Origin of the sequence: Bradyrhizobium sp. WBOS08 (assembly GCF_024585125.1) — a bacterium.
GTDB classification, from domain to species: Bacteria; Pseudomonadota; Alphaproteobacteria; order Rhizobiales; family Xanthobacteraceae; genus Bradyrhizobium; species Bradyrhizobium japonicum_B.
Genome location: NZ_CP028988.1, coordinates 1,030,344 through 1,052,675 on the forward strand (window position 1 = coordinate 1,030,344; position 22,332 = coordinate 1,052,675).

Genomic DNA, 22,332 nt, shown 5'->3' on the forward strand with positions numbered 1-22,332 from the left:
GTTTGACGCCCTGTGTACAGAACCTCGCCGAGAACCTGGAGAAAAGCGGCGGGGCTTGCGACCGGGATCACCATAGCAGGGCGGCGGCCGACGCAAAGCGCATAGTTAATTTAACGTTAACGATGCAAAGGCGCGCTTGAGGGAGGCGAAAACGCGCCTGCGGCATGGACGCTGCAAATCACCTCCTGCACAACAACACAAGGGATCGCGGGTGCACTGAAGCGGGACAGGTCTGTCCCTTCGAGGTTGCACCCCGGGGTAAGCGTTCAGTCATGAAACATCCGTCGAGCCGCGCGTTCTTCGCCTATTGGGACGACAAGCGTGGCGCCGCACGGGCCCCTGACCGGGCCGACATCGATCCGGCCGCGGTCCGCGGTCTGCTCGGCGACATCTTCGTGCTCTCCTGCGAGCCGAACCTCGGCTTCCCGTTCCGCGTCGCCGGCACGCGCGTCTGCGCGCTGGCGGGGCGCGACCTCAAGGACACGGGCTTTGCCGCGCTGTTCGATGATGCGAGCCGCGGCGAGATCGAGGAGATCACGACCATCGTCGCCGACGAAGCGCTGGGCGCGATCGCCGGCGTCACGGCCGCGCGCGAGGACGGCAGCAAGGCCGCTCTCGAGCTGTTGCTGCTGCCCTTCAACGCCCGCCCGCATACGCCGGTGAGCGTGACCGGCGTGCTCGCGCCGTTCGACGACGAATGCGGCGCGCTTTCAGCCTTCACCCTCACCTCCTGGCGCTACCTGCACCAGCCGGAGAAACTCCTGCCGCGCGCGATCCGGAAACTGCAGATCGCCCGCGGGCTGATGGTGTATGAGGGGCTGAGATAGTTCCCACTCCGTCACAATGGCCGCGCCGGCGCATGCGACCGTTTTTGCGGGATCTGCGTCATTCCTGGTCGTGCCGCGAAGGGTTAGTTTCCGCCTCGCGTGAGCTAACGACGGTCGGGTGACATCATGAGCTGGCGAATTCTGGCATGGAGCGCTCTCGGCTGCGTGGTGTTGCTGGCGGCGATCGGCGGGAGCTGGCTGTTGTTGCTGCCGGGCACGCCGGCTCCGGAAGCCGCGCCTGCGATATCCAGGGAGGAGACCGAGGCCACGCTGGCGGCATTGAAGCCGCCGAAGCGCAAACGCCCGCTGATCGCCATCGTCGGCATCAACGACATGACCGAGACGACCGACTATCTGATGCCATACGGCATTCTCGCGCGCGCCGACGTCGCCGACGTGCTCACCTTGGCGACCCAACCCGGACCCGTCGCGCTCTATCCCGCGCTGAAAGTGCAGCCGCATGCGACCATCGCCGCGTTCGATGCTGCGCACCCCGACGGCGCCGATTACGTCATCGTGCCCGCGATGAGCCGCGAAGACGATGCCGTAGCCTTGCAATGGATCAGAAGCCAGGCCGGCAAGGGCGCGACAATCATCGGCGTCTGCGTCGGTGCCAAGGTCGTCGCCAACACCGGGCTGCTCGACGGCCGCAAGGCCACCACGCACTGGTATTCCGTGCGCGACCTGCAAAAGCATTCTGCGATCCGCTACGTCGCGGACCGCAGGCTGGTGGTCGACCGCGGCGTTGCGACGACGACCGGCATCACCGCATCCATGCCGATGGCCCTGACCCTGGTCGAGGCCATCGCCGGCCGCGCCAAGGCGGAGGCGGTCGCCCGCGAGGTCGGACTTGCCGCGTGGGATGCGCGCCACCGCAGCGAGGCGTTCCAGTTCACCCGCCCCTTCGCGCTGACGGCGATCGCCAACACGCTCGCATTCTGGAACCGCGAGCAACTCGGAATCGCCCTGACGCCTGCTATCGACGAGGTGTCGCTCGCGCTGGTCGCCGATGCGTGGTCGCGCACCTATCGCTCGCGTGCCCTCACCTTCGCGGCGACGACAGAGGCGCAGACAAGTCGCGGCGGTCTTCGCATCCTGCCCGACGCGGCCGTCGCCGACTGGCCGGCGCAGCAGACGGTGCCGGCCGCCGTCGACCTGCCGCCGGCGCGGGCACTGGACCAGACCTTGCGCGCCATCGACGCCCGCTACGGGCCACGCACGGCCGACTTCGTCGCGATGCAGCTGGAATATCCGAGATAATTGCAGCGCGCCGGCTGCCGCGTGGAGCAGCCGACGCTCGTGTCCGCGTACCCCGCCGTTACGGCATCGCCAGGTGCCAGGCGCCGTTCAGGAAGCCGTCGCCGGTGATGTCGCCGGGCTTCTGGTCCTTGGCGAAGGTGTAGAGCGGCTTGCCCTTGTAGGCCCACTGCTTGGAGCCATCGTCGCGGGTGATGATGGTGTAGCCGTCGCCGGCTTTGTCGCTGGCCTCGGCCTTCAGCACCGGCCAGTTCGTCGCACATGGACCGTTGCAGGCCGACTTGCCGTCGGTATCCTTGTCGAAGGTGTAGAGCGTCATGCCCTTGGCGTCGGTGAGCACGTTGCCCTTGTCGGTCTTGCCCGTCTTGGTCGGCGGCGCGGCGAAGGCGGCGGGAACGATCGCGAGCGATAGAGCCAGCGCGAGCGCGAGGCGGATCGAGGACGTCATGATGTCTCCTATCATGCAATTGGCTTGCATGGGTAGGACGCCGGGCGCGGCCTCGTATTCCTCGGGCGGCAGCAAAGAAATTTTTCGCTGCGCGCCGCCGCGCGGTGGAATAAACTGGATGATGTGAGACGGAACCACGGATCGAGATGAGCAAGCCGTACTGGCGCCCAGCGCGCATATCCGATCTCGCGGCGATCGTCGCCATCGCGGCGCGGATACATCCCGATCTTCCCGAAAGAGCCGAGGTGTTCGCGGAGAAGATGCAGCTCTGTCCCGACGGATGCCGCGTGCTCGTTGCGGACGATACGATCGCCGGCTACGGCCTCGCGCATCCCTGGAAGCTGCATCAGATCCCGCCGCTCGACCGCTTGCTCGAACGGCTCCCCCAAGACGCGGACTGCCTCTACGTGCACGATGTCGCCGTGCTGCCGGACCGGCGCGGCGGCGTGGCGCGCGAATATGTCGCCGGCATCGCGAAGCTCGCGCGCGCATCCGGCATCACGGCGCTCGCATTGGTCTCGGTCTACGCCACGCGGCCGCTGTGGCAACATCTCGGCTTTCGCCCGGTGACGGCGGACGCGGCACTGCGCGCGAAGCTCGCTTCCTACGGGGAAGGCGCGACCTATATGCGGCGCGACCTCACCGCGGCGTAGCGCCCCTGCCCGACTGCGCCGATGCAGATGACGTCGCCGCCGCCATCCGGCGGCATCATCGCCGTCCGTCCCGAACGGCCGCGGCTCAGCCGCGATGCTTTTTCTTCTTCGGCTTCTTTCCCGGTGCACCCTTCACCGGCCAGGGCGTCACCGAGGGCTCCGCGCGGGCCTGCTTGTCGCGATGCTTCTTCTTTCCAAAGGGCGGCGCGTCGTCGAATCGCGGCGCGCGGTTGCCGGGCGGTTTGCCGCGCGGCTTGAATTCACGCGTCTCGCGCGGGCGCTCGTCGCGGCGTTCGCGATGATCGCCATCGGCTCGCTCGCGAGCCGGCGCGTGTGACCGTTGCTCCGGCGACGCCTGTCGCTGCGGCGCGTCCGCCATCGGCTCGATACGGATGCTGTCTTCCTTGTCCGGTCGCTTGATCTTTGCGGCGAACGATTCCGCGGCCTGCGCGGAGATCTCGAACTCGGTCGTGGTGTCCATGATCTTGATGGCGCCGATGTCGCGCTTGTCGATGCCGCCGCGGCGGCAGATCATCGGCAGCAGCCAGCGCGCTTCCGCATTCTTGCGCCGCCCGATCGCGGCGCGGAACCAGACGCTGCCGTCGGCCATGCTGTGCTTCGACGAGGCTTTTCCGGACTTCGCTCGCGGCCTGGCGGCACGATCGTCGCCACTTTCGCCTTGGACGCCTTGGCCGTGAAATCTGTCCCGTCCGCGCTCCTCGCGCGGCCGACCGCTCCGCTCGCCGGGATCGATGATGTCCTCGGGCGACGGCAGCCGCGCGCGATAGAGCCGCGCCAGTGCGGCGGCGATATCCTCGGCCGACCGCTCGGCGAGCAGCGCCTGCGCCAGCACGAGATCGTCGGCGGTCGTTTCCTCGGTGAACAACACGTCCTTCATGCGCGCGTGGTCGAGCTTGCGGATCTCGTCCGCCTGCGGCGCCGTGCCCCAGACCGCGTCCACCCCTGCGAGATTGAGCAGCAGCTCCGCGCGCCGTCGGCGGGCGGGCGGCACCAGCAGAACGCTCGTGCCCTTGCGACCGGCGCGCCCGGTGCGGCCCGAGCGGTGCTGCATCACCTCGGCATCGTTGGGCAGGTCCGCGTGGATGACGAGATCGAGGCTCGGCAGATCGATGCCGCGGGCGGCGACGTCGGTCGCGACGCAGACGCGGGCGCGTCCGTCGCGCAGCGATTGCAGCGCCAGGGTTCGCTCGTTCTGCGTCAATTCGCCCGAGAGAGCGACGACGGCAAAGCCGCGCTCCAGCAGCGCCGCCTGCAAATGCCTGACCGCATCGCGCGTGCTGCAAAACACCAGCGCGCTCGGCGCCTCGAAGAAGCGCAGCACGTTGACGACGGCATGCTCGACGTCGGCGGGCGCGATCCGGATCGCGCGGTACTCGATGTCGGCGTGGCCGCCTTCGTCACCGGCGACCTCGATCCGAAACGCCTGATGCTGGTATTGCTTGGCCAGCGCGACGATGCCGCGCGGGAACGTCGCCGAGAACATCAGGGTGCGGCGCGTATCCGGCGTGGTCTCGAGGATGAATTCCATGTCCTCGCGAAAGCCGAGATTGAGCATCTCGTCGGCCTCGTCGAGCACCACCGCCTTCAATTCGGAGATATCGAGACGGCCGCGGCGCAAATGGTCGCAGAGCCGGCCCGGCGTGCCGACGACGATATGAGCGCCGGCCGCAAGCTCGCGCTGCTCGCGGCGCGGATCCATGCCGCCGACGCAGGAGACCACGCGCCCGCCCGTATGCCCATAGAGCCAGGCGAGTTCGCGCTGGACCTGCATCGCGAGCTCGCGGGTCGGCGCCACGATCAGGGCGAGCGGAGCGGCCGCGGATCCGAACTGCTCGGCATCGCCGAGCAGGTCCCTGGCCATGGCGAGACCATAAGCGAGGGTCTTGCCGGAGCCGGTCTGGGCCGAAACCAGGAGGTCGCGATCGGCGGCTTCGTCCGCGAGCACGGCGAGCTGGACGGGGGTCGGAGAATCATAATTCCGCTCGGCCAAAGCGCGGGCGAGCGGCGGGGTCAGGGCCGGAAAAGACACGGGATGGAGAACCTTGGTTAATTCAGGCGCGGCACAGCGAGCCGAGAGGCCTGAGGCTGACGTGCGCGGCAATCGGCCCGGCCGCACGCTGGCGATTTGATCTGGCCGCTCTTTACGCCAAGCGCGCGGGAATCACCATGCCTATGTTGCATGGCTTGGCGGAGAGCCGCGCCTTGGAGGTTGCAGCGGATTTTTGCGGCGACCTTGGCTAACATCGGCGCAACCGGATCTGGCGGCGACTGAGCCGAGATCGGACCCAACGAGATGGAGCGCACAACGATGCGATTGGCAGTCATTTCCGATATCCACGGCAACCTTGCTGCGTTGGAGGCCGTGCTGGCCGACATCAAGGCGCGTGGCGTCGATCGTATCGTGAACCTCGGCGATTGCGTCACCAGCCCGTTGTGGCCGAAAGAGACCTTCGAAGCCCTGCAAGCGCTGTCGTTGCCGACCGTGCGCGGCAACCATGACCGCTGGATCGAGGAATTTCCGGACGACAAGCTCTCGCCGGCAGGCCTGTTTGCCCGCAACGCATTGACCGCGGAGCAGCGCCGGGCGCTGCACAGCCTGCCCTCCCAGCTGCGGCTGGACGACGCCATCCTGGCCTGCCATGGCACGCCCGAGAACGACACGACGTGCCTGCTGGAGGAATCGCTCGACGACGGCCGCTTTGTGCCGGCACGCCGCGACGTCCTGGAGGCGCGCCTCGCGAGCGAACCGTCGGCGCGCGTGGTGCTGTGCGGTCATAGCCACCGCCAGGCGGTCGTTCAGGGTCCCGGCGGCCGCCTGGTCCTCAATCCGGGAAGCGTTGGCTGCCCGGTCTTCGCGGACCTTCCCATCGCAGCAAAACTCGAACACCGCTCACCTCACGCCCGCTACGCAATCCTCACGAACAGAAACAAGCGCTGGCAGGCCGAGCTGCTGGCCCTCGAATATGATTGGGACGCCGCCTCGGCGCGCGCTCTCGCCAACAATCGCCCGGAATGGGCGCATGCGATGTTGACCGGGAGCGTCACATAGCCGGCTGCGCCGAGCGCGCAGCGCTCAGATCTCCGCGTAGACCTCCAGCAGATTGCCGTCGGGATCGCGGAAGAACAGCGTGCGGTGGCCGAAGGATTGGTTCGTCGGCGGCGATACCAGCGCAACGCCCTGCCGCACCAGCTCCTCCGCGCACGCATCGACCTCGGCCGCGGACACCTTGAAGGCCAGTTGCAGCGCCGCGCTGCCCGCCGGCGTCGGCGCGTCAGTCGCTGTGCGGCTCGGCCGTGCCAGCGCCAGCGTGTTGGGGCCCAAGCCGTACTCGATCCAGTTCGCAGAGAGCTCGCGCAGCAGCGGGAAGGCAAGAACGTCCTCGTAGAACCGCCGCATCGCCGCCATGTCGCGCACGAAGATGACGGTGTAGTCGATCGCGCGGATGGCATGGAAGGGCGATCGAGCCTGCGGGTTGGATGCGTCTGTCATCGTGGCTCTCGTTGGTATGCCGGCACGTGGCCCGCGGATCACGTGCCGCGGCAGGCCATCACTCCACCAGCTCCGGCCACGGCACGATGGTCGACTTCACCGTCTTCATCGCCATCGCGTCCTTCACGGCCTGCGCGACGCCGTCCTCCGTGAAAGGATAGATGGTCTGCATCTTCAGCCAGGGATATTTGTCCGCGGTGCGGTACAGCATGTCGACGCCGAGCGGCAGGTCGTTGCCGGTGAAGCCCCAGGAGCCCAGCACGTTGAGGTCCTTGGTGCAGATGCGGTGCCAGGACGTGTCGATCGAGCCGGCGTCGGTGAACTGGCCCATCTCGACATAGGTGCCGCCGTCGCGCAGCATCTCGATGCCTTCGGGGCCCGCGGTCGGATGACCCGAGCAGTCCATCACGAGATCGGCGCCGAAGCCGCCCACGATCTCGCGGACGCGCGCGATGCGCTGCTGCGGCGACTTGAGCTCCTCGATGTTCACGGTTGCCTCCGCGCCGAACTCGCGGGCGAGCTTGAGCCGCGGCTGCTCCGGCGCGCCGACGCAGATCACACGCCCTGCCCCCATCTCCCTGGCGGCTGCGACCGCCAGAATGCCGATCGGGCCCGAGCCCTGGATCACCACCGTGTCGCCCCAGGAAAAGCCGCCGGCGCGGGCCGCGCGGTTGAAGGCGCGGATGCAGGAGGTCAGCGGCTCGGACAGTGCGCCCAGGCGCAGCGACATGTCGTCGGGCAGCTTGTAGATCTTGGTGCCCGGCAGCATGTCGAGGTCGACATAGACGTATTCGGCCCAGCCGCCCCACATATGCGGCGCCTTGTCGAAGCCGAGATAGCGGCCGTAGTAGACCGGCGTCAGGCACTTGTTCGCGGTCTGCGGGTAGTGGATGCAGTAATAGCAATGGCCGCAGGGCATCAAGGGCGGGATCATCACCTTCGAGCCGACGGTCAGCGGCTTGCTCATGAAGTCCTCGGTGAACTCGTCGCCGCATTCGACGATCACACCGCCGAGCTCATGCCCGAGCGTGAACGGCCACGGCAGCGGCTTCGGCCAATGTCCTTTCAGGATATGCAGATCGGTGCCGCAGACGCCGCAAGCGCCGACCTTGATCAGCGCGGCCTTCCTGCCGACCTTCGGCCACGGCACGGTGCGGATGACGGGCTCCGAGCCGGGACCTGAATGGGTGCAGACGCGGATCTGTTGCATGGCTGTTTCCTCGCTGCCCGTCTGTTATGGTTGGTTGGTGCGGGCCTAAGGCGAAGCGTATGTGAGATGGGCGGTCGTGCCAAGCCGAAGTCGTAGCCCGCATGGAGCAACGCGGAATGCGGGACCGGCGGTCCCGGATTGCGCCACGCTCCATCCGGGCTCCGGTGCTGCTACACACTCCGCCGCCATCCTGAGGGGCGAGACGTGCGGCGCGCAGAGTCGAGCGTGGAGCCTCGAAGGATGACGGCGGAGTGTGTAGCCACAGTGCATGGCAGATGGTCATACACCCAATTGTCTTGAGCGCCGATTAGCGAACGTGTAAGGCGCCGATAGTCTCACCCCAGGTATTCCCTTGAATCCCCTGCCCCAAAATCCCGTGGCCACGTCCGGCTCGTTCGCGGCCATGAAATCGGCGCCCTACCGTCTCCAGTTCGGCTCTTACGTGCTGGCGATGATGGCCGACAATATCGAGCACGTGATCAGCTATTGGGTGGTATTCCAGAAATTCCATTCACCGGCGCTGGCCGGTTTTGCGGTGCTGTCGCACTGGCTGCCCTTCCTGCTGTTCTCGGTCGCGGTCGGCGGGCTCGCCGACCGGTTCGATCCGCGCCGCATCATCCAGTGCGGCATGCTGCTGTTCATCGTCGCGTCGAGCGGATGGGGCTTCTTCTTCCTCACCGACACGATCCAGATGTGGCATGCGATGCTGCTGCTGGTGATCCATGGCTGCGCCGGCGTGCTCTGGCAGACGCCGAACCAGCTCTTGCTCTACGACCTCGTGGCGCCTGCGGATCTACCGAGCGCGGTGCGGCTGAACGCGATGGCGCGCTATCTCGGCATCCTGGTCGGGCCGGCGGTGGGCGGGATCATCATGCTGACGCTCGGCACCTCCTACGGCATCATCTTCAACACGCTGTTCTACCTGCCGATGCTGTTCTGGCTGTTCTGGGCGCCCGTGCGCGACAAGAGCGTCGCGGCGCGGCGCTTTGCCGTGCGCGGCCTTGCCGACATCGTGCTGACCGTCCGCGCCATCGGCACCCAGCCGGTGCTGACGGCGATGACGTGGCTGGCCGGCCTCACCTCCTTCATGATCGGCAATGCCTACCACGCCCAGATGCCGGGCTTTGCCGGCGATCTCGGCCATGGCGATCCCGGCGTCTCCTACAGCGTGCTGCTCGCGGCCGACGCCGCTGGTGCGGTGCTCGCCGCTATCGCGCTGGAATCCTGGGGACGCCTCAAGGGCACGCCGCGCACGGCGATCATGCTCGCGATGCTCTGGAGCCTGGCGCTGCTCGGCTTCGCACTGGTGCCGGTCTATCCGGTCGCGATCGCGCTCTTGTTCTGCGCCGGGTTCTTCGAGCTGTCGTTCAACACCATGGCGCAGGCGCTGGTGCAGTTGAATGCGCCGCACGACATTCGCGGCCGGGTCGTCGGCCTTTATAATACGGCCGGCCTCGGCATGCGCGCCTTCAGCGGCATCACGGTCGGGCTGTTTGGCGCGGCGATCGGTATTCACTGGTCGCTCGGCCTGTCGGCCGCGCTGCTGCTGGCAATGCTGGTCGTGCTGCAATTACGGGCGACGAAGCCGGCGTGAGCGGGCTTTGGGTGTGGCTTTTCGGGCGCATTGTGTCTGTCCGTGACCGCCGCGGCCGATCCTAACGCGGCATTAACCCTATGCACCTTAGGGTCGTCCCGGACTCCGCCCGGGCGGGGGGTCGGGTGTTGAAAATGGCGTTGGCGAACAAGAAATTTCTACCGGCCGCCGAGGAGCGTCGGCGCTTCCAGCGGGTGAAGGTGCACCTGCTCGGCCGCTACATGCTGCCGGACCGCCGCGAATTCCCTTGCCAGGTGATCAACATGTCGCCGGGCGGCCTCGCGCTGCTCGCCCCCGGCATCGGCAATGTCGGCGACCGCGTGGTCGCCTATCTCGACCATATCGGCCGCGTCGAGGGCAAGATCACCCGCATCATCGACAACGGCTTCGCCATGACGATCGGGGCGACGCCGAGGAAGCGCGACAAGCTCGCGGCCCAGCTGACCTGGCTCGCCAACCGCGACATCCTCAACCTGCCGGAAGACCGCCGTCACGACCGTATCGTGCCGCGCAACCCGATCGCGGTGCTGACGCTCGAGGACGGCACCAAGATGACCTGCCGCATCATCGACCTCTCGCTGTCGGGCGCCGCCATCGCCGCGGAGAACCGGCCGCCGCTGAAATCGACGGTCCTGCTCGGCCGGGTCCAGGGTCGCGTGGTCCGAAACCTCGAAGACGGCTTCGCGCTGGAGTTCCTGCACGAGCAGCCGATCGAGACACTCGAAGAGAGCGTTACCGCGCGGTAAAGCGCCAGCGCGCGAAAACCCCCATATTTCCAGCCCTGAAGGCGGCCTCCGCGATGCGGACGCCGCCTTTTTCATGCCTCTCGCCGCCTCTTGCGCGGGTTAACGCGCGGCCGTTTACAGATGGAAACAGCGGTTCCGGCAGCGTTTGCGCGTTAATCGATAAAATTTGAATCAATTGCAGTTGTTTCAAATTTTATGAGAATTCGATTCAAGTATAGATCGAATTCGCCGCAGGTTTTACTTGCATTCGTCTCGACTTGACTTGGTCGACTTAGCGGCAACGCAAAAGCTCCGTGCGAAATGTGGTCCCAACAAGAAACGGGGGCCGCAATGTTTGACTTCAGGGGACAGGGGAAGGGGCTGGCGCTGGCCGCCATGCTCTTCGGGATCAGCGCGGCAGCGCAGGCCGGCGAAGGCCGTCTGCTCTACGCGAGCCTCGGTGATACCACGCGTGCACCGATCGGCTGGGTCGAATTCTGTGCGGACAATACCGCCCAGTGCCAGGGCGCACCGGCGCAGCCGCGCGACATCGTGATGTCGCAGGGCGCATGGCGCGACCTCGTCAAGGTCAATCGCTGGGTCAACGAGACCGTCAAGCCTCTGACCGACCAGGAGCACTGGGGCGTGATCGAGAAATGGTCGTTGCCATCGGACGGTTACGGCGACTGTGAAGACTACGTGCTGTTGAAGCGCAAGATGCTGATCGATGCCGGATGGCCGCGCCAGGCCCTGCTCATCACCGTCGTGCGCGACAAGAAGGGCGAAGGACACGCGGTGCTGACGGTGAAGACCGACAAGGGCGAGTTCGTTCTCGACAATCAGAACGAGAACGTCGTTGCCTGGACCGAGACCGGCTACCGTTTCGTCAAGCGCCAGTCGCAGAGCGATCCCAACGTCTGGGTCTCGCTCGGCGATACCAAGCCCGCGGTCTCCACCGCCAGCGCCAGAGACTGAGCAAGAGATCAGGAACGAGACAACAGGTTACGCGACCCGGTCACATCCCCACCCACGCTGCACGACGCGCCCCGGGGACAGGCTGGGCTCCAAAAAAGTTGCGCCCAGCCATCCCCCAATGGCTGGGCGCAACTTTTTTGGAGCCCAGCCTGTCCCCGGGGAGCGTCGTGCAGCGTGTAACGCTGCGTCGCTGAATCGGGACCCGGTTTGCGAACAGCGATGAGCCCCGGTTCAGCAGCACATCATTGCATGCTGCGCCCCGGGGCGTGGCAATCACCCCAGCACGTCCGCAAGCCGCAGCTCGTCGGCCGCGGGATCCTTCAGGAACAGCTCGGCTTCGATCTCGTCCAGGTGCGACAGCATCTGCGCGCGCGCGACTTGCTTGTCGCGCTTGCGAATGGCGGCAACGATGCCGGCGTGATGCTCGGTGCCGCAGGCCGGCGTGTCGTGGCGGCGATAGAGCAGAATGATGAGCGAGGAGCGCGCGATCAGCTCCTTCAGGAAGCCGAGATAGATGCTGTGCCCGCTCATCTCGGCGACGAGACGGTGAAACTCCCCGGAGAGCCGGACCGAGGCGCGGGCATCGCCGCGCAGCTCGGCCTCGCGTTCCTCGGCAAGATGCCGCTGGAGGCGATCGATCCAGTCCGACGTCACCGCATCGACGGCGTGATCGACGATGGTGGGCTCGATCAGGCGGCGCGCCTCGAACACCTCGCGGGCATCGGCCGGCGTCGGCCGCGCGACGAAGGCGCCGCGGTTCTTCTCGATGTTGACGATGCCCTCATGCGCGAGCTGCTGAAGCGCGGTGCGGACCAGCGTGCGGCTTGCGCCGTAGATCTCGCCGATCTCGTCCTCGCCGAGCTTGGTGCCCGGCAGCAGGCGGTGCTCGAGGATCGCAGCGGTCACACCCTCCCGGATGCGGCTGACGCGATCGTTCGCATCAGGCGCGTCGGATTTGGGACGGTGCTTGGCGGCCATGAGTTCGAGGTTGGGCTTGAGGGCTCGATCGACGACGTTCGCTGGCGAATGTTAGTCGACGAGCTGTATGCAATCACAGGCGAAAGTTTATACAATCCGCGCCCGTTTCGTGTGCAGGTGATTGCGCACAGGGCGGACGGGACAGCGGGCCCGGATTCGATCTAACGATCTGACTCCGCTGCACAGTTTCGCAATTCGGCCGGCGAGGCGGCGGTTGGCACGGACCTTGCGGAGAGAGCAGCAAGCAAGCCCCTCCTTGGACACGCCATGGCCACTCCCGCCGCCCTCGAACTGGTCGCCGTCACCAAGCGCTATGACACGACGCTGGCGGTCGACACCGTCAATCTGAAGATCCCGGCCGGCACCTATTGCTGCCTGCTCGGCCCGTCCGGCTGCGGCAAGACCTCGACCTTGCGCATGATCGCGGGCCACGAGGCCGTCAGCGAGGGCGACATCATCCTGGGCAGCCAGAACGTCACCGACCTGCCGCCGGCCGATCGCGGCACGGCGATGATGTTCCAGTCCTACGCGCTGTTTCCGCATCTTACCGTGCTCGACAACGTCGCCTTCGCCCTGAAGATGCGCGGCATCGACAAGCCGACACGCCACAAGCGCGCCGGCGAGCTGCTGGAGCTGGTGGCAATGAGCCAATATGCCGGCCGGCTGCCGGCGCAGCTCTCCGGCGGCCAGCAGCAGCGCGTCGCGCTGGCCCGCGCGCTGATCACCGAGCCGCAGATTCTCCTGCTCGACGAGCCGCTGTCCGCGCTCGATCCGTTCCTGAGGGTGAGGATGCGCGGCGAGCTGAAGCGATTGCAGCGCGAGCTCGGCATCAGCTTCATCCAGGTCACCCACGGCCAGGAAGAGGCGATGGCGCTCGCCGACCACATCGTGGTGATGAACCACGGCCGGATCGAGCAGCAGGGCACGGCCCGCGACATCTTCCACCATCCCCGCACCGAATTCGTGGCGCGCTTCATCGGCGGCCACAACGTGCTCAGCGACGCCGGCAGCCTCATCGCCGTGCGCGCCGATCAGCTCGGCATCGCGCCGTTTGCTGACGGCGCGTTCGGCGCGCCGGCGCTGCTGACCCAGACCGAGTACCAGGGCTCCTACATCGCTGTCTCGCTCACGCTCGACGACGGCACCGCCCTGTTCTCCCACGTTCCCGAAGCCACTTTCGACGTCCACCCGTTCCGTCCGGGCGATCGCGTGCTGGCCACCTGGGACCCCGCCAAGGCGCAACGCCTGCAATAGCGCCCTTGATCTTGGAAAAATGCGCAACACTAGAGGAGTGAGGGAAATGACCGAGACGACCAGGACAACCGGCCTCAGCCGCCGCACGCTGCTCAAGGGCACCGCAAGTCTTGCCGGCCTCGCCGCCGGCTCCGGCGCCATCACAGGCTTTCCCTATGTGAAGTCGGCCGATGCCAAGGTGCTGCGCTATCTCGGCACCGCCGTGAACGAAGGCGACGACATCTCCAGGCAGTGCCTGAAGGACACCGGCATCAAGATCGAATACATCACCGCGACCACCGACGACGTCACCAAGCGCGTGATGACCCAGCCGAACTCCTTCGACGTGCTGGACACCGAATATTTCTCGCTGAAGAAGATCGTGCCGTCGGGCAACATCCTCGCGCTCGATGCCCGCAAGATCAAGGAATTCGGCAACATCACGCCGGTCTTCACCAAGGGCGAGACGCCCGGCGGCAAGAAGATCGGCGGCCAGGGCACCGCGCCCTGGAAGGTGCTCTATCTCGAGGGCAAGGATTCCAAGAAATTCGCGACGTCGGCGACCGAATTCGTCACGCTGATCCCGACCGTCTACAATGCCGACACGCTCGGCATCCGGCCCGACCTCATCAAGCGGCCGATCAGCTCCTGGTCCGAGCTGCTCAACCCCGAGTTCAAGGGCAAGGCCTCGATCCTCAACATCCCCTCGATCGGCATCATGGACGCCGCGATGGTCGTGGAAGCCTCCGGCAAGTACAAATATGCCGACAAGGGCAACATGACCAAGGAAGAGATCGACCTCACCATGAAGGTGATGACCGAAGCCAAGAAGGCCGGCCAGTTCCGCGCCTTCTGGAAAGACTTCAACGAGAGCGTCAACCTGATGGCCTCGGGCGAGACCGTGATCCAGTCGATGTGGTCGCCGGCGGTGACGAAGGTGCGCTCGATGGGCATCCCCTGCACGTTCCAGCCGCTCAAGGAAGGCTACCGCTCCTGGGCCTCCGGCTTCTGCGTTTCCAAGGGCGTCTCGGGCGCCAAGCTCGAATGGGCCTATGAGTTCGTGAACTGGTTCCTGTCCGGCTATGCCGGCGCCTATCTCAATCGCCAAGGCTATTACTCCGCCGTGCTCTCCACCGCGAAGGCGCATATGGAGCCCTACGAGTGGGCCTATTGGATGGAAGGCAAGCCGGCCGAGAAGGACATCAAGGCGCCCGACGGCTCGCTGCTGGAGAAGGCCGGCGCGGTGCGCGACGGCGGCTCCTACGAGGACCGCATGGGCGGTGTCGCCTGCTGGAACGCGGTGATGGACGAGAACGACTACATGGTCCGCAAGTGGAACGAGTTCATCGCGGCGTAGCGGACATGTCCGAAGAAGTCCTGCAACAGGCAGCCCCGGGCCTGATCCCGGGGTCGGGCACAGCGCGCGCCGCCAAGCCGACGCGCCTGTCGCCGTCCTCCATCTCCTGGCTCCAGGCCGGGCCGATGATGCTGGTGTTTCTCGCCTTCTTCCTCATTCCGCTCGCCTTCGTCGTCATCGTCTCGTTCTGGGATTACAACGAATACCAGCTGCTGCCGGCTTTCTCCGGCCGCGGCTACACCGACACGTTCGAGGGCTGCCTTGCGCAGCTGCCCGAGCTCTGCACGATCGGCAAGACCTATCTGAAGACGCTGAAGCTCTGCTTCATGGTGTGGGCCATCACGCTGTTCATCGGCTTCTGGGTGGCCTACTTCCTCGCCTTCCACGTCAGGTCCAAGACCTGGCAGATGGGATTGTCGCTGCTGTGCACGATCCCGTTCTGGACTTCCAACGTGATCCGCATGATCGCCTGGATCCCGCTGCTCGGGCGCAATGGCCTGGTGAACTCGGGCCTGATGAAGACGGGGCTGATCAACCACCCGATCGAATGGCTGCTGTTCTCCGAATTCTCGGTGGTGCTGGCGCTGGTGCACCTGTTCACCTTCTTCATGGTGGTGCCGATCTTCAACTCGATGGTGCGCATCGACAAGTCGCTGATCGAGGCCGCCTATGATGCCGGCGCCAGCGGCTTCCAGACCCTTGTCAACGTCATCATTCCGCTGTCCAAGCCCGGCATCGTGATCGGCTCGATCTTCGTCATCACCATCGTGATGGGCGATTTCATCACCATCGGCGTGATGGGCGGCCAGCAGATCGCCGCCGCCGGCAAGATCATTGAGACGCGGGTGAATGCGCTGCAATTCCCGGCCGCCGCAGCCAACGCCGTGATCCTGCTCGCCATCACCTTCCTGATCATCACCATGATGTCGCGCATCGTCGACATCAAGAAGGAGCTCTAGGGCATGACGGAAGGACGCCCGCGCTCGTTCTACGTGCTCGCGATCTTCTTCGCGGCCTATGTGCTGTTCCTGTACGGCCCGATGATCGCGATCTACGTGCTGTCGTTTCAGGGGCCGCAGGGCGGCCTCACCTTCCCGATGAACGGCGTCTCGACGTTCTGGATCGCAAAGCTGTTCCAGGGCACAGGCATCGTCGATCTCGGCGCGGCGTTCCGCCGCTCGCTGCTGCTCGGCGTCATCGTGATGATCGTCACCGTCGTGCTGTCGGTCGCCGCCGGCATGGCCTTCCGCAGGAAGTTCAGGGCGCAAAGCATCCTGTTCTACTCGGCGATCGCCAGCCTGATCGTTCCCTCGATCATCACCTCGCTCGGCATCTCCCTCGAATTCCGCATCATCGACGACCTGATCAAGGCGCATTGGAACGAGAATTTCGAGACCTCGATGGGCCTGCTCACCTCCGGGCTCGGCGCGCACCTGACCTGGACGCTGCCGTTCGGCCTGCTCATCATGTTCGCGATCTTCAACCGCTTCGACCCGCGGCTCGAGGAAGCCGCGCGCGATCTCGGCGCCACGCCATGGCAGACGTTCCGCCATGTCGTGCTGCCGATCATCCTGCCGTCGGTGATCGGCATCGGCCTGTTCGGTTTCACGCTGTCGTGGGACGAGCTCGCGCGCTCCAGCCAGGCGATCGGCGCGGTGAACACGTTGCCGCTCGATCTCCAGGGCCTCACCACCACGGTGACGAACCCCGACATCTATGCGCTCGGCACCGTGATTTCGGCCGTCTCCTTCACGGTGATCGCCCTTGCGCTCGGCACCATCCACGTGCTCAACAAGCGGCAGGCGGCCAAGGGCTCGGATGCCGGCCAGGGACTCGTCTAACAATGCGCTCGTCTGAGGGACTTGTCTGATCCGATGCGGCTTCACGTCGTCAATCCCAACACCACCGCGTCGATGACGGCGAAGATCGCTGCTGCGGCGCGCAGCGTCGCCCTGCCCGCCACGGAGATCGACGCGCGGCAACCGACGATGGGCCCGGTCTCGATCGAGGGATTTTACGACGAAGCCTTCGCCGTGCCCGGCATGCTCGGCTGCATCCGCGAGGCCGACCGCGACGGTGCGGACGCACACGTCATCGCCTGCTTCGACGACACCGGCCTCGATGCCGCGCGCGCCGCCGCAAAGGCGCCGGTGATCGGCATCGGCGAAGCCGGCTTCCACATGGCGAGCCTGATCGCCGCGCGCTTTGCCGTGGTGACGACGCTCGGTGTCTCCGTCGTGCCGATCGAGCACAATCTGCGGAAATACGGCCTCGCCGATCGCTGCGCCCGCGTCCACGCCGCCGAGGTCCCGGTGCTCGCGCTGGAAGAGCGCAATAGCGATGCGCTGGCGAAGATCTCCGCGGAGATCGAGGCCGCGATCCGTGACGACCGCGCTGAGGCCATCGTGCTCGGCTGCGCCGGCATGGCCGATCTCGCCGCCGAACTCGCCGCCACGCACGGCCTGCCCGTGATTGACGGCGTCGCGGCGGCGGTGACGCTGGCGGAATCGCTGGTGCGGCTGGGCCTGAAGACCTCGCGCCTCGGGCCCTACGCGGCGCCGCGATCGAAGCCCTATGATGGACTGCTGTCGCACTTCCGGCCGTAACCGCAGCACCACATACCTATGGGCGGCATGAGCAGAGGGTCAGTGTGCCCGGCCGACAACAGCGCACGCTTTTCGCGGCATCGAGTTCCACATTCGTTGTCGCGCTTGCTGCAACCTGCGAATCTGCCCGGACTCAGATTCGGTGCGCACGTGGGGGCGGAGCATGGCGAGAGACTTGATCGCAAAGTTTGCTGGAGCACTGGCATGGGCTGCTGTCGCAGGTTCGGCGCTGGCCGCCGACATGCCGGCGAAGGCGCTGCCGGCAGTGCCGTCATGGTCTGGATTCTATGCCGGCGTGTCGCTCGGCGCCCGCTGGGCGGCCAGCGACTGGCACACCAGTGACATCGCCCCGAACTTCGGTGCCGGTGCATTCGCACCGACAGCCGGCACCGGGGGCGCAATCGACAGCGTAGCGGCCAGGTTCGGGGGCTATCTCGGCTACAACGCTCAGATCTCGACATCCTGGATCGCCGGCGTCGAGGCCGATTTTGGGTGGGCCGACAACAAGAAGACGATGAATCCTATACCGGGGACGACCGGGCTCTTCTTCGGAGCACCCTTGATCGGACTTCCATCCGGCAGCGTGCGGGAAACATGGGACGGCAGCCTCCGCGGCCGTCTCGGCTATCTGGTCGCGCCCGCCATCTTGGTCTACGGCACGGGCGGCGTGGCGTGGCAGCACCTCGAACTGAACGCCAGTTGCACCGTGGTTCCCGGAAACTCGTTCTGCTTCGGCGCTTCTCACAACGAAACTCTTCCGTCGACGCGGGTCGGATGGACCGTCGGCGGCGGCGTCGAGCACATGATCGGCGGTCATTGGCTCGCGCGCGTCGATTACCGATACGCCGATTTCGGGACGTGGACCCAAACGTTCTTCGCCGCAGGCGGGACCGGAATCGGGTTCGACGACCGCTTCACCGCCCACGTCAGGGCCCGCACCCATACTGCGACGGTCGGCCTCGCCTACCGATTCTGATGCGGAAGCACTAACGAGCGAAGTCCCGATCAACGGTCAGCAACGCGTCCTCGGGCGGACGGCCGCGACCCGGATTGACCGAATCTCACGAAACGCGGCGGAAAAGGTGTTATCGAACCTCCTTTTCTGCACGTATCTTCCCCTTGAGCCCAACCAGCCTCTTTTTGGTCCCATTCCTTGCCGACACGTAACGCTTTCGGGACGCCCCGGCCGCCTCAGGGCTGCCGGTCTTCGCCACTCACCAAGTTTCAATTTGGGTTTTGTCAGCGATGATCGATCTCGCCCAGGACACACCGTCCAACCCGCTTCTCCGTCTCGGCGCCCAGCCCATCGCGCTGACCGCCGCAGCGCTCCTGCTCCTGATCGCCGGCGTCACCTCGATCGCGATCTGGCGTGCCTATACCGGCGCCGCGCCCGAGACCGACCGGGTGGTGGCATCGCGGCAGCTCCAGGCGCGGACCGCGCAGGCTTCCGAGCAGCTGGTCGAGAAGACCAAGGGGCTGGAGGCGACCCAGCAGGAATCGATCGACCAGCTCCAGGTGGTGCAGGATCAGCTCCAGACGATGAAGCGGCTGATGGCGGCGCAGCAGGCCGACACCAAGCGGCTGTCCGAGCAGGTGGCATCGCTGAACGAGTCCATCGACGGCCTGCGGCAGTCATTCGCCAGCGCGCGAGCCACCGACGTCGAGGCGCCCGCGGTTACCCGCAGGAAACCGGTGCGGCACCGCGCCCAGGCCAGCGCGCGCAAGCGCTCGCGCGGCTAGGCAACTCACGGCAGCGCCCGTAATTTTTTCGACTTGTGAACTGGATCACATTCGCCCGTGTGATTCCGCGCGATGCTCCCGGTTACCGGATGGCGTGAGCCGATTTCAATGTCCGGGGCTGGCAAGGTCGTTGACGGTATACTGCGTCAACGGCCTTGTTTTTTAGTGGGGTCAGCATCTCGCCAAGGGCGCTATTCGCAGACATCCACACGGCGATACCGCCATCCCGCAGGGGTCATGACGCGCTTCCGCACGACGTAGCAGCCGCCGTAGCCATCGTTGTAGGCGGGACCATAGTCGTCGGGAACGGCGTAATAGGGGTAGCCGTAACCATAGCCGTAATAGCCGCCGTACAGGCCGGCACCCGCGATCCCCGCTCCGATCGCCACGCCGGGCCAGAAGCCACCGCCACGCCAATGGCCGCCATGGCCCCAACCACCACCGCCATGCCAGTGGCCGCCATGTCCGAACCCGCGCGCCTCGGCCGCTTGCGGCACTGCGAGCCCGACCACTGCCACGGCCAGCGCCGCCATCATCATCCTGCGTAACATCACTCGATCCTCCGCGTGGACACGCTCCACGCTTCAAGCGGGACCAAGCTAACGCCATCAGGACATTCCGGACAGCCACACTGCCTCACTTCCGCGCGAGCATTCAGCAGCCGCGGCAGATGCTCTTGAGCTTCTTGTCGAGCAGGCGATTCTCGGCATTGACGGCGGCGTCCGTCCCGCCGCCAGTGGCGGCAGCGCCTCCGCCGCCGGGGCCGGACGATTGAGCCGTGCCGAGGCTGTTGGTGCCGGGCGGCGGCGCCGGCGAATTGGCGACACCTCCGGTCGACCCTGCGGCGCCACCGCTCGTTCCGCCAGAGCCGCCAGCCGCCTGCGCGAAGGCGACGGCCGGCATCGCCGCAAGCGCGAGGATCAGGATCAGGGTTCTTGTCGAGACGGCTACAGGCGATGCGGCCATGGAGAATTCTCCTTTACCGGTCAACCGCCGCGGCGGAATCCGGTTCCGGAACAAACGCCGTTACCTCAGCTTGAAAGCTAAGGAGAAAAATTCGATGACCGATCGCGATCCTTTTGCAGAAGGCGAACGCGCCGCGCGCGAAAACATTCCGGCTGAGGCAAACCCTTATTCGGACGGCAGCGACGATCACGCCTTGTGGTCGGCGGGCCACGAGAAGATCGCAAGCGCCAGGGAAGCCCGCGAGTCCGAAGGCACTTAGCCGATCCGCTTCAGGCCCTGCTTGAAGCGCGGGCCGTTGGCCGCGTAGAACTTCGCCGCGCTGCCCATCTTCTGCACCTGGGCGTCGTCGAGCGTGCGGAGCACGCGGGCCGGCGAGCCGATGATCAGGGAACGTTCGGGAAATTCCTTGCCCTCGGTGATGACGGAACCAGCCCCGACGATGCTGTTGCGGCCTATCCTGGCGCCGTTCATCACGATCGAGCCCATGCCGATGAGCGCGCCCTCCTCGATGCTGCAGCCATGCAGGATGACGTTGTGGCCGACCGTGCAGTTCCGGCCGACCACAAGCGGAAAGCCGAGATCGGTGTGGCAGGTCGAGCCGTCCTGCACATTGGCGCCCTCGCCGATCTCGATCCACTCATTGTCGCCGCGCAGCACGGCGCCGAACCAGACGCTCGCGCCCGGCTTCAGGCGCACCCGGCCGATCACGGTCGCGGTGTCCGCAATGAAATAATTGCCGTCGGCGGGAAGGTCGGGCGCCTGCCCGTCGAGCTCGTAGATCGCCATGGAGGTCTCCTGTCACGTCGCCCCAGCCATAGCGAAACGGCGGCGAGGAGGCAAAGGAACCGACGCGCCGGGTGATCCGGCCGGGCGTCAGCCCAGAACGCCGGCCGCGCGCAGCGTCATCAGGAAGAAGGTGCCGCTCATCATGCTCCAGAACCCGGCGATGACGGTTGCCATCATCACGAACTCGGCGCGGCGGCTTTCCAGCCGCCTGCCGCGCAGCGTGTTGCGCATGATGATGAAGGGCGCGGCGAAAACCAGGAACGGCACCGCCGCGAAGGTCTTCGGCGCCACGCCGTCCTGCAACAGGCCGAAGCCGGCGGGGCGCTGCGCCAGCGCCTGGTATCCGTTCACGAGCGCGCCCGCGAGCGCGAAGCCAATGCAGATCGCAAAAAACATATTGAGAGCTTCAGGTGTCATCGGAACGGTCCGCCCTTACGCAACGCCACCGCCTTCCTGTGACAAAGAGTGCGGGTTAACGCTACATTATCCTTAAGCGAAGGTTAACGCCGCCGCTGTTCCGCGCAGGGCCGTCCCCGCCCGCCGCAGGTGCGGAACGCTGCGCGAAATCGCTGCCGCGTGGCATATTCGCCGCTGATTCGCCGGCCGGCGGCCGGCGTCCGGATCTCTTGCGCCAGCTCATGACGGTGTTTTCGGAAGCTCCCTTCAGGTCCCCTCGCACGCGCGCCCGGGCGCATGTCGTCCCAATCGTGCTCGGCGGCCTTGCCGCGGCCGGCGCGGTCGCGCTGGTCGCCTATCTGCTGTGGCCGACCTGGGGCCCGCGCGGCGCCAACGCCCCGGACAAGCTGCCGGTGAGCGTCGGCGGCACGCTTTTCAACCTGCCCGTGAACGCGATCCGCATGAAGATCCAGCGGCACTCCGGACCGCAGGAGCGCATCGATCTCGACTTCCTCTATCCCTCGCTGGAGCCGCCGGGCGCGCCCAAGCACGTCACCGCCGAGACGGTGGAAGCGGCGGTGCGATCGATCGACCGCATCTTCCTGTCGATCGCAGCCCATCACGATGCGCTCTCGCCCGAGCAGCGCACGACCACGATCTATCCGCGCTATCTCGACCAGGCTGCGGCCCAGCCCGCCGACGGACTGACCATGCGGATGTTCCGCAGCGATACGCCCTACGGCAGCGAGGATCTCTATTCCGCGGCAAGACCGGCGCTGACCGCGCGCTGCACCCGCGATGGGGCGACGCCGGGCATGTGCCTGTCCGAGCGCCGCGTCGGCGGCGCCGACCTCACCTTCCGCTTCCCGCGCAGCTGGCTGTCGCACTGGCACGACGTGGCGGACGCGATGGACCGGCTGACCGCGCAGCTGCGCGGGCCGAAGGGGTGAACCTAGCCGCCTGCTCTGCCGTGAGATCGGCAGGGCTGTCGCCGCCAAAACAAAAAATGCGAAAACAACCCCATGCAAAGTAGCCGAGCATTGGGAGCATTAAGCATTTTCGTATTTTTC

At 66.0% G+C, this 22,332-nt stretch carries 25 protein-coding genes; 16 read left to right on the forward strand and 9 right to left on the reverse strand.

Annotated features, from left to right (window positions below):
* Positions 1-272 precede the first annotated feature (272 nt).
* Together DCM80_RS05020 and DCM80_RS05025 are read left to right on the forward strand one after the other, a co-directional pair.
* Positions 273-827 (forward strand): PAS domain-containing protein, encoded by a 555-nt coding sequence (locus DCM80_RS05020; protein ID WP_257195996.1) that lies wholly within the window; start codon positions 273-275, stop codon positions 825-827.
* 126 nt (positions 828-953) lie between these two features.
* Complete coding sequence (locus DCM80_RS05025; protein WP_257195997.1) at positions 954-2,087, forward strand: DJ-1/PfpI family protein; 1,134 nt, start codon at positions 954-956, stop codon at positions 2,085-2,087.
* A 58-nt stretch (positions 2,088-2,145) separates the two neighbouring features.
* Here DCM80_RS05025 and DCM80_RS05030 read toward each other — a convergent pair whose 3' ends face one another.
* On the reverse strand, positions 2,146-2,532 hold the full coding sequence (locus DCM80_RS05030) for a hypothetical protein (RefSeq protein ID WP_257180650.1): 387 nt from the start codon (positions 2,530-2,532) through the stop codon (positions 2,146-2,148).
* Positions 2,533-2,678: 146 nt separating this feature from the next.
* On the opposite strand from DCM80_RS05030, the gene DCM80_RS05035 reads away from it, so the two are divergent.
* Positions 2,679-3,185 (forward strand): GNAT family N-acetyltransferase, encoded by a 507-nt coding sequence (locus DCM80_RS05035; protein WP_257195998.1) that lies wholly within the window; start codon positions 2,679-2,681, stop codon positions 3,183-3,185.
* 85 nt (positions 3,186-3,270) lie between these two features.
* Here DCM80_RS05035 and DCM80_RS05040 read toward each other — a convergent pair whose 3' ends face one another.
* Positions 3,271-5,235 (reverse strand): DEAD/DEAH box helicase, encoded by a 1,965-nt coding sequence (locus DCM80_RS05040; RefSeq protein WP_257195999.1) that lies wholly within the window; start codon positions 5,233-5,235, stop codon positions 3,271-3,273.
* 279 nt (positions 5,236-5,514) lie between these two features.
* Here DCM80_RS05040 and DCM80_RS05045 point away from each other — a divergent pair, with 279 nt between their 5' ends.
* Entirely contained in the window at positions 5,515-6,255 is a 741-nt protein-coding gene (locus tag DCM80_RS05045) for a metallophosphoesterase (RefSeq protein ID WP_257196000.1), read from the forward strand.
* 24 nt (positions 6,256-6,279) lie between these two features.
* On the opposite strand, the gene DCM80_RS05050 is transcribed toward DCM80_RS05045, so the two are convergent.
* Positions 6,280-6,696 (reverse strand): VOC family protein, encoded by a 417-nt coding sequence (locus DCM80_RS05050; RefSeq protein ID WP_257196001.1) that lies wholly within the window; start codon positions 6,694-6,696, stop codon positions 6,280-6,282.
* A gap of 58 nt (positions 6,697-6,754) precedes the next feature.
* Positions 6,755-7,906 (reverse strand): zinc-binding dehydrogenase, encoded by a 1,152-nt coding sequence (locus DCM80_RS05055; RefSeq protein WP_257196002.1) that lies wholly within the window; start codon positions 7,904-7,906, stop codon positions 6,755-6,757.
* Positions 7,907-8,282: 376 nt separating this feature from the next.
* On the opposite strand from DCM80_RS05055, the gene DCM80_RS05060 reads away from it, so the two are divergent.
* The 3 genes from DCM80_RS05060 to DCM80_RS05070 all read left to right on the forward strand — a co-directional run bounded on the left by DCM80_RS05060 (position 8,283) and on the right by DCM80_RS05070 (position 11,200).
* Positions 8,283-9,500, forward strand: a complete 1,218-nt coding sequence (locus tag DCM80_RS05060) for an MFS transporter (RefSeq protein ID WP_257196003.1) — start codon at positions 8,283-8,285, stop codon at positions 9,498-9,500.
* Between the two features lie 134 nt (positions 9,501-9,634).
* On the forward strand, positions 9,635-10,246 hold the full coding sequence (locus DCM80_RS05065) for a PilZ domain-containing protein (RefSeq protein ID WP_024340745.1): 612 nt from the start codon (positions 9,635-9,637) through the stop codon (positions 10,244-10,246).
* A gap of 330 nt (positions 10,247-10,576) precedes the next feature.
* A complete protein-coding gene (locus DCM80_RS05070; protein WP_028137233.1) occupies positions 10,577-11,200 on the forward strand; it encodes a transglutaminase-like cysteine peptidase in 624 nt (207 codons plus the stop codon).
* Positions 11,201-11,473: 273 nt separating this feature from the next.
* Here the strand turns inward: DCM80_RS05070 and DCM80_RS05075 are convergent, their stop codons facing one another.
* Positions 11,474-12,178: a GntR family transcriptional regulator gene (locus DCM80_RS05075; protein ID WP_257196004.1), complete on the reverse strand. Its 705-nt coding sequence runs from the start codon at positions 12,176-12,178 to the stop codon at positions 11,474-11,476.
* 267 nt (positions 12,179-12,445) lie between these two features.
* Between DCM80_RS05075 and DCM80_RS05080 the strand changes: the two genes are divergently transcribed.
* The 7 genes from DCM80_RS05080 to DCM80_RS05110 all read left to right on the forward strand — a co-directional run bounded on the left by DCM80_RS05080 (position 12,446) and on the right by DCM80_RS05110 (position 19,114).
* On the forward strand, positions 12,446-13,432 hold the full coding sequence (locus tag DCM80_RS05080; protein WP_257196005.1) for an ABC transporter ATP-binding protein: 987 nt from the start codon (positions 12,446-12,448) through the stop codon (positions 13,430-13,432).
* Positions 13,433-13,478: 46 nt separating this feature from the next.
* Entirely contained in the window at positions 13,479-14,768 is a 1,290-nt protein-coding gene (locus tag DCM80_RS05085; protein ID WP_028137236.1) for a PotD/PotF family extracellular solute-binding protein, read from the forward strand.
* A 5-nt stretch (positions 14,769-14,773) separates the two neighbouring features.
* Positions 14,774-15,727 carry an ABC transporter permease gene (locus DCM80_RS05090; RefSeq protein ID WP_257196006.1) on the forward strand — a complete coding sequence of 318 codons (954 nt, stop codon included), beginning with the start codon at positions 14,774-14,776 and terminating at the stop codon, positions 15,725-15,727.
* Positions 15,728-15,730: 3 nt separating this feature from the next.
* A complete protein-coding gene (locus tag DCM80_RS05095; RefSeq protein ID WP_257196007.1) occupies positions 15,731-16,609 on the forward strand; it encodes an ABC transporter permease in 879 nt (292 codons plus the stop codon).
* A gap of 33 nt (positions 16,610-16,642) precedes the next feature.
* Complete coding sequence (locus DCM80_RS05100) at positions 16,643-17,374, forward strand: aspartate/glutamate racemase family protein (protein ID WP_257196008.1); 732 nt, start codon at positions 16,643-16,645, stop codon at positions 17,372-17,374.
* Between the two features lie 175 nt (positions 17,375-17,549).
* A complete protein-coding gene (locus tag DCM80_RS05105) occupies positions 17,550-18,350 on the forward strand; it encodes an outer membrane protein (RefSeq protein ID WP_257196009.1) in 801 nt (266 codons plus the stop codon).
* Positions 18,351-18,619: 269 nt separating this feature from the next.
* Positions 18,620-19,114 (forward strand): hypothetical protein, encoded by a 495-nt coding sequence (locus tag DCM80_RS05110; RefSeq protein ID WP_257180663.1) that lies wholly within the window; start codon positions 18,620-18,622, stop codon positions 19,112-19,114.
* A gap of 191 nt (positions 19,115-19,305) precedes the next feature.
* Here the strand turns inward: DCM80_RS05110 and DCM80_RS05115 are convergent, their stop codons facing one another.
* Together DCM80_RS05115 and DCM80_RS05120 are read right to left on the reverse strand one after the other, a co-directional pair.
* Complete coding sequence (locus DCM80_RS05115; protein WP_274069657.1) at positions 19,306-19,665, reverse strand: hypothetical protein; 360 nt, start codon at positions 19,663-19,665, stop codon at positions 19,306-19,308.
* A gap of 103 nt (positions 19,666-19,768) precedes the next feature.
* Positions 19,769-20,080, reverse strand: coding sequence for a hypothetical protein (locus tag DCM80_RS05120; protein WP_257196010.1), 312 nt, complete (start codon positions 20,078-20,080; stop codon positions 19,769-19,771).
* Positions 20,081-20,174: 94 nt separating this feature from the next.
* Here DCM80_RS05120 and DCM80_RS05125 point away from each other — a divergent pair, with 94 nt between their 5' ends.
* Positions 20,175-20,339 carry a hypothetical protein gene (locus DCM80_RS05125; protein ID WP_257180666.1) on the forward strand — a complete coding sequence of 55 codons (165 nt, stop codon included), beginning with the start codon at positions 20,175-20,177 and terminating at the stop codon, positions 20,337-20,339.
* Here DCM80_RS05125 and DCM80_RS05130 read toward each other — a convergent pair.
* The gene (locus DCM80_RS05130) at positions 20,336-20,866 is read right to left on the reverse strand and encodes a gamma carbonic anhydrase family protein (RefSeq protein ID WP_028137246.1); all 531 of its coding nucleotides are present in this window, start codon (positions 20,864-20,866) and stop codon (positions 20,336-20,338) included. The two genes, DCM80_RS05125 and DCM80_RS05130, sit on opposite strands and share 4 nt — an antisense overlap.
* 87 nt (positions 20,867-20,953) lie before the next feature.
* Positions 20,954-21,283, reverse strand: coding sequence for a hypothetical protein (locus DCM80_RS05135; RefSeq protein ID WP_257196011.1), 330 nt, complete (start codon positions 21,281-21,283; stop codon positions 20,954-20,956).
* A 221-nt stretch (positions 21,284-21,504) separates the two neighbouring features.
* Between DCM80_RS05135 and DCM80_RS05140 the strand changes: the two genes are divergently transcribed.
* Positions 21,505-22,212: a hypothetical protein gene (locus DCM80_RS05140; protein WP_257196012.1), complete on the forward strand. Its 708-nt coding sequence runs from the start codon at positions 21,505-21,507 to the stop codon at positions 22,210-22,212.
* The last annotated feature ends 120 nt before the right edge of the window (positions 22,213-22,332 follow it).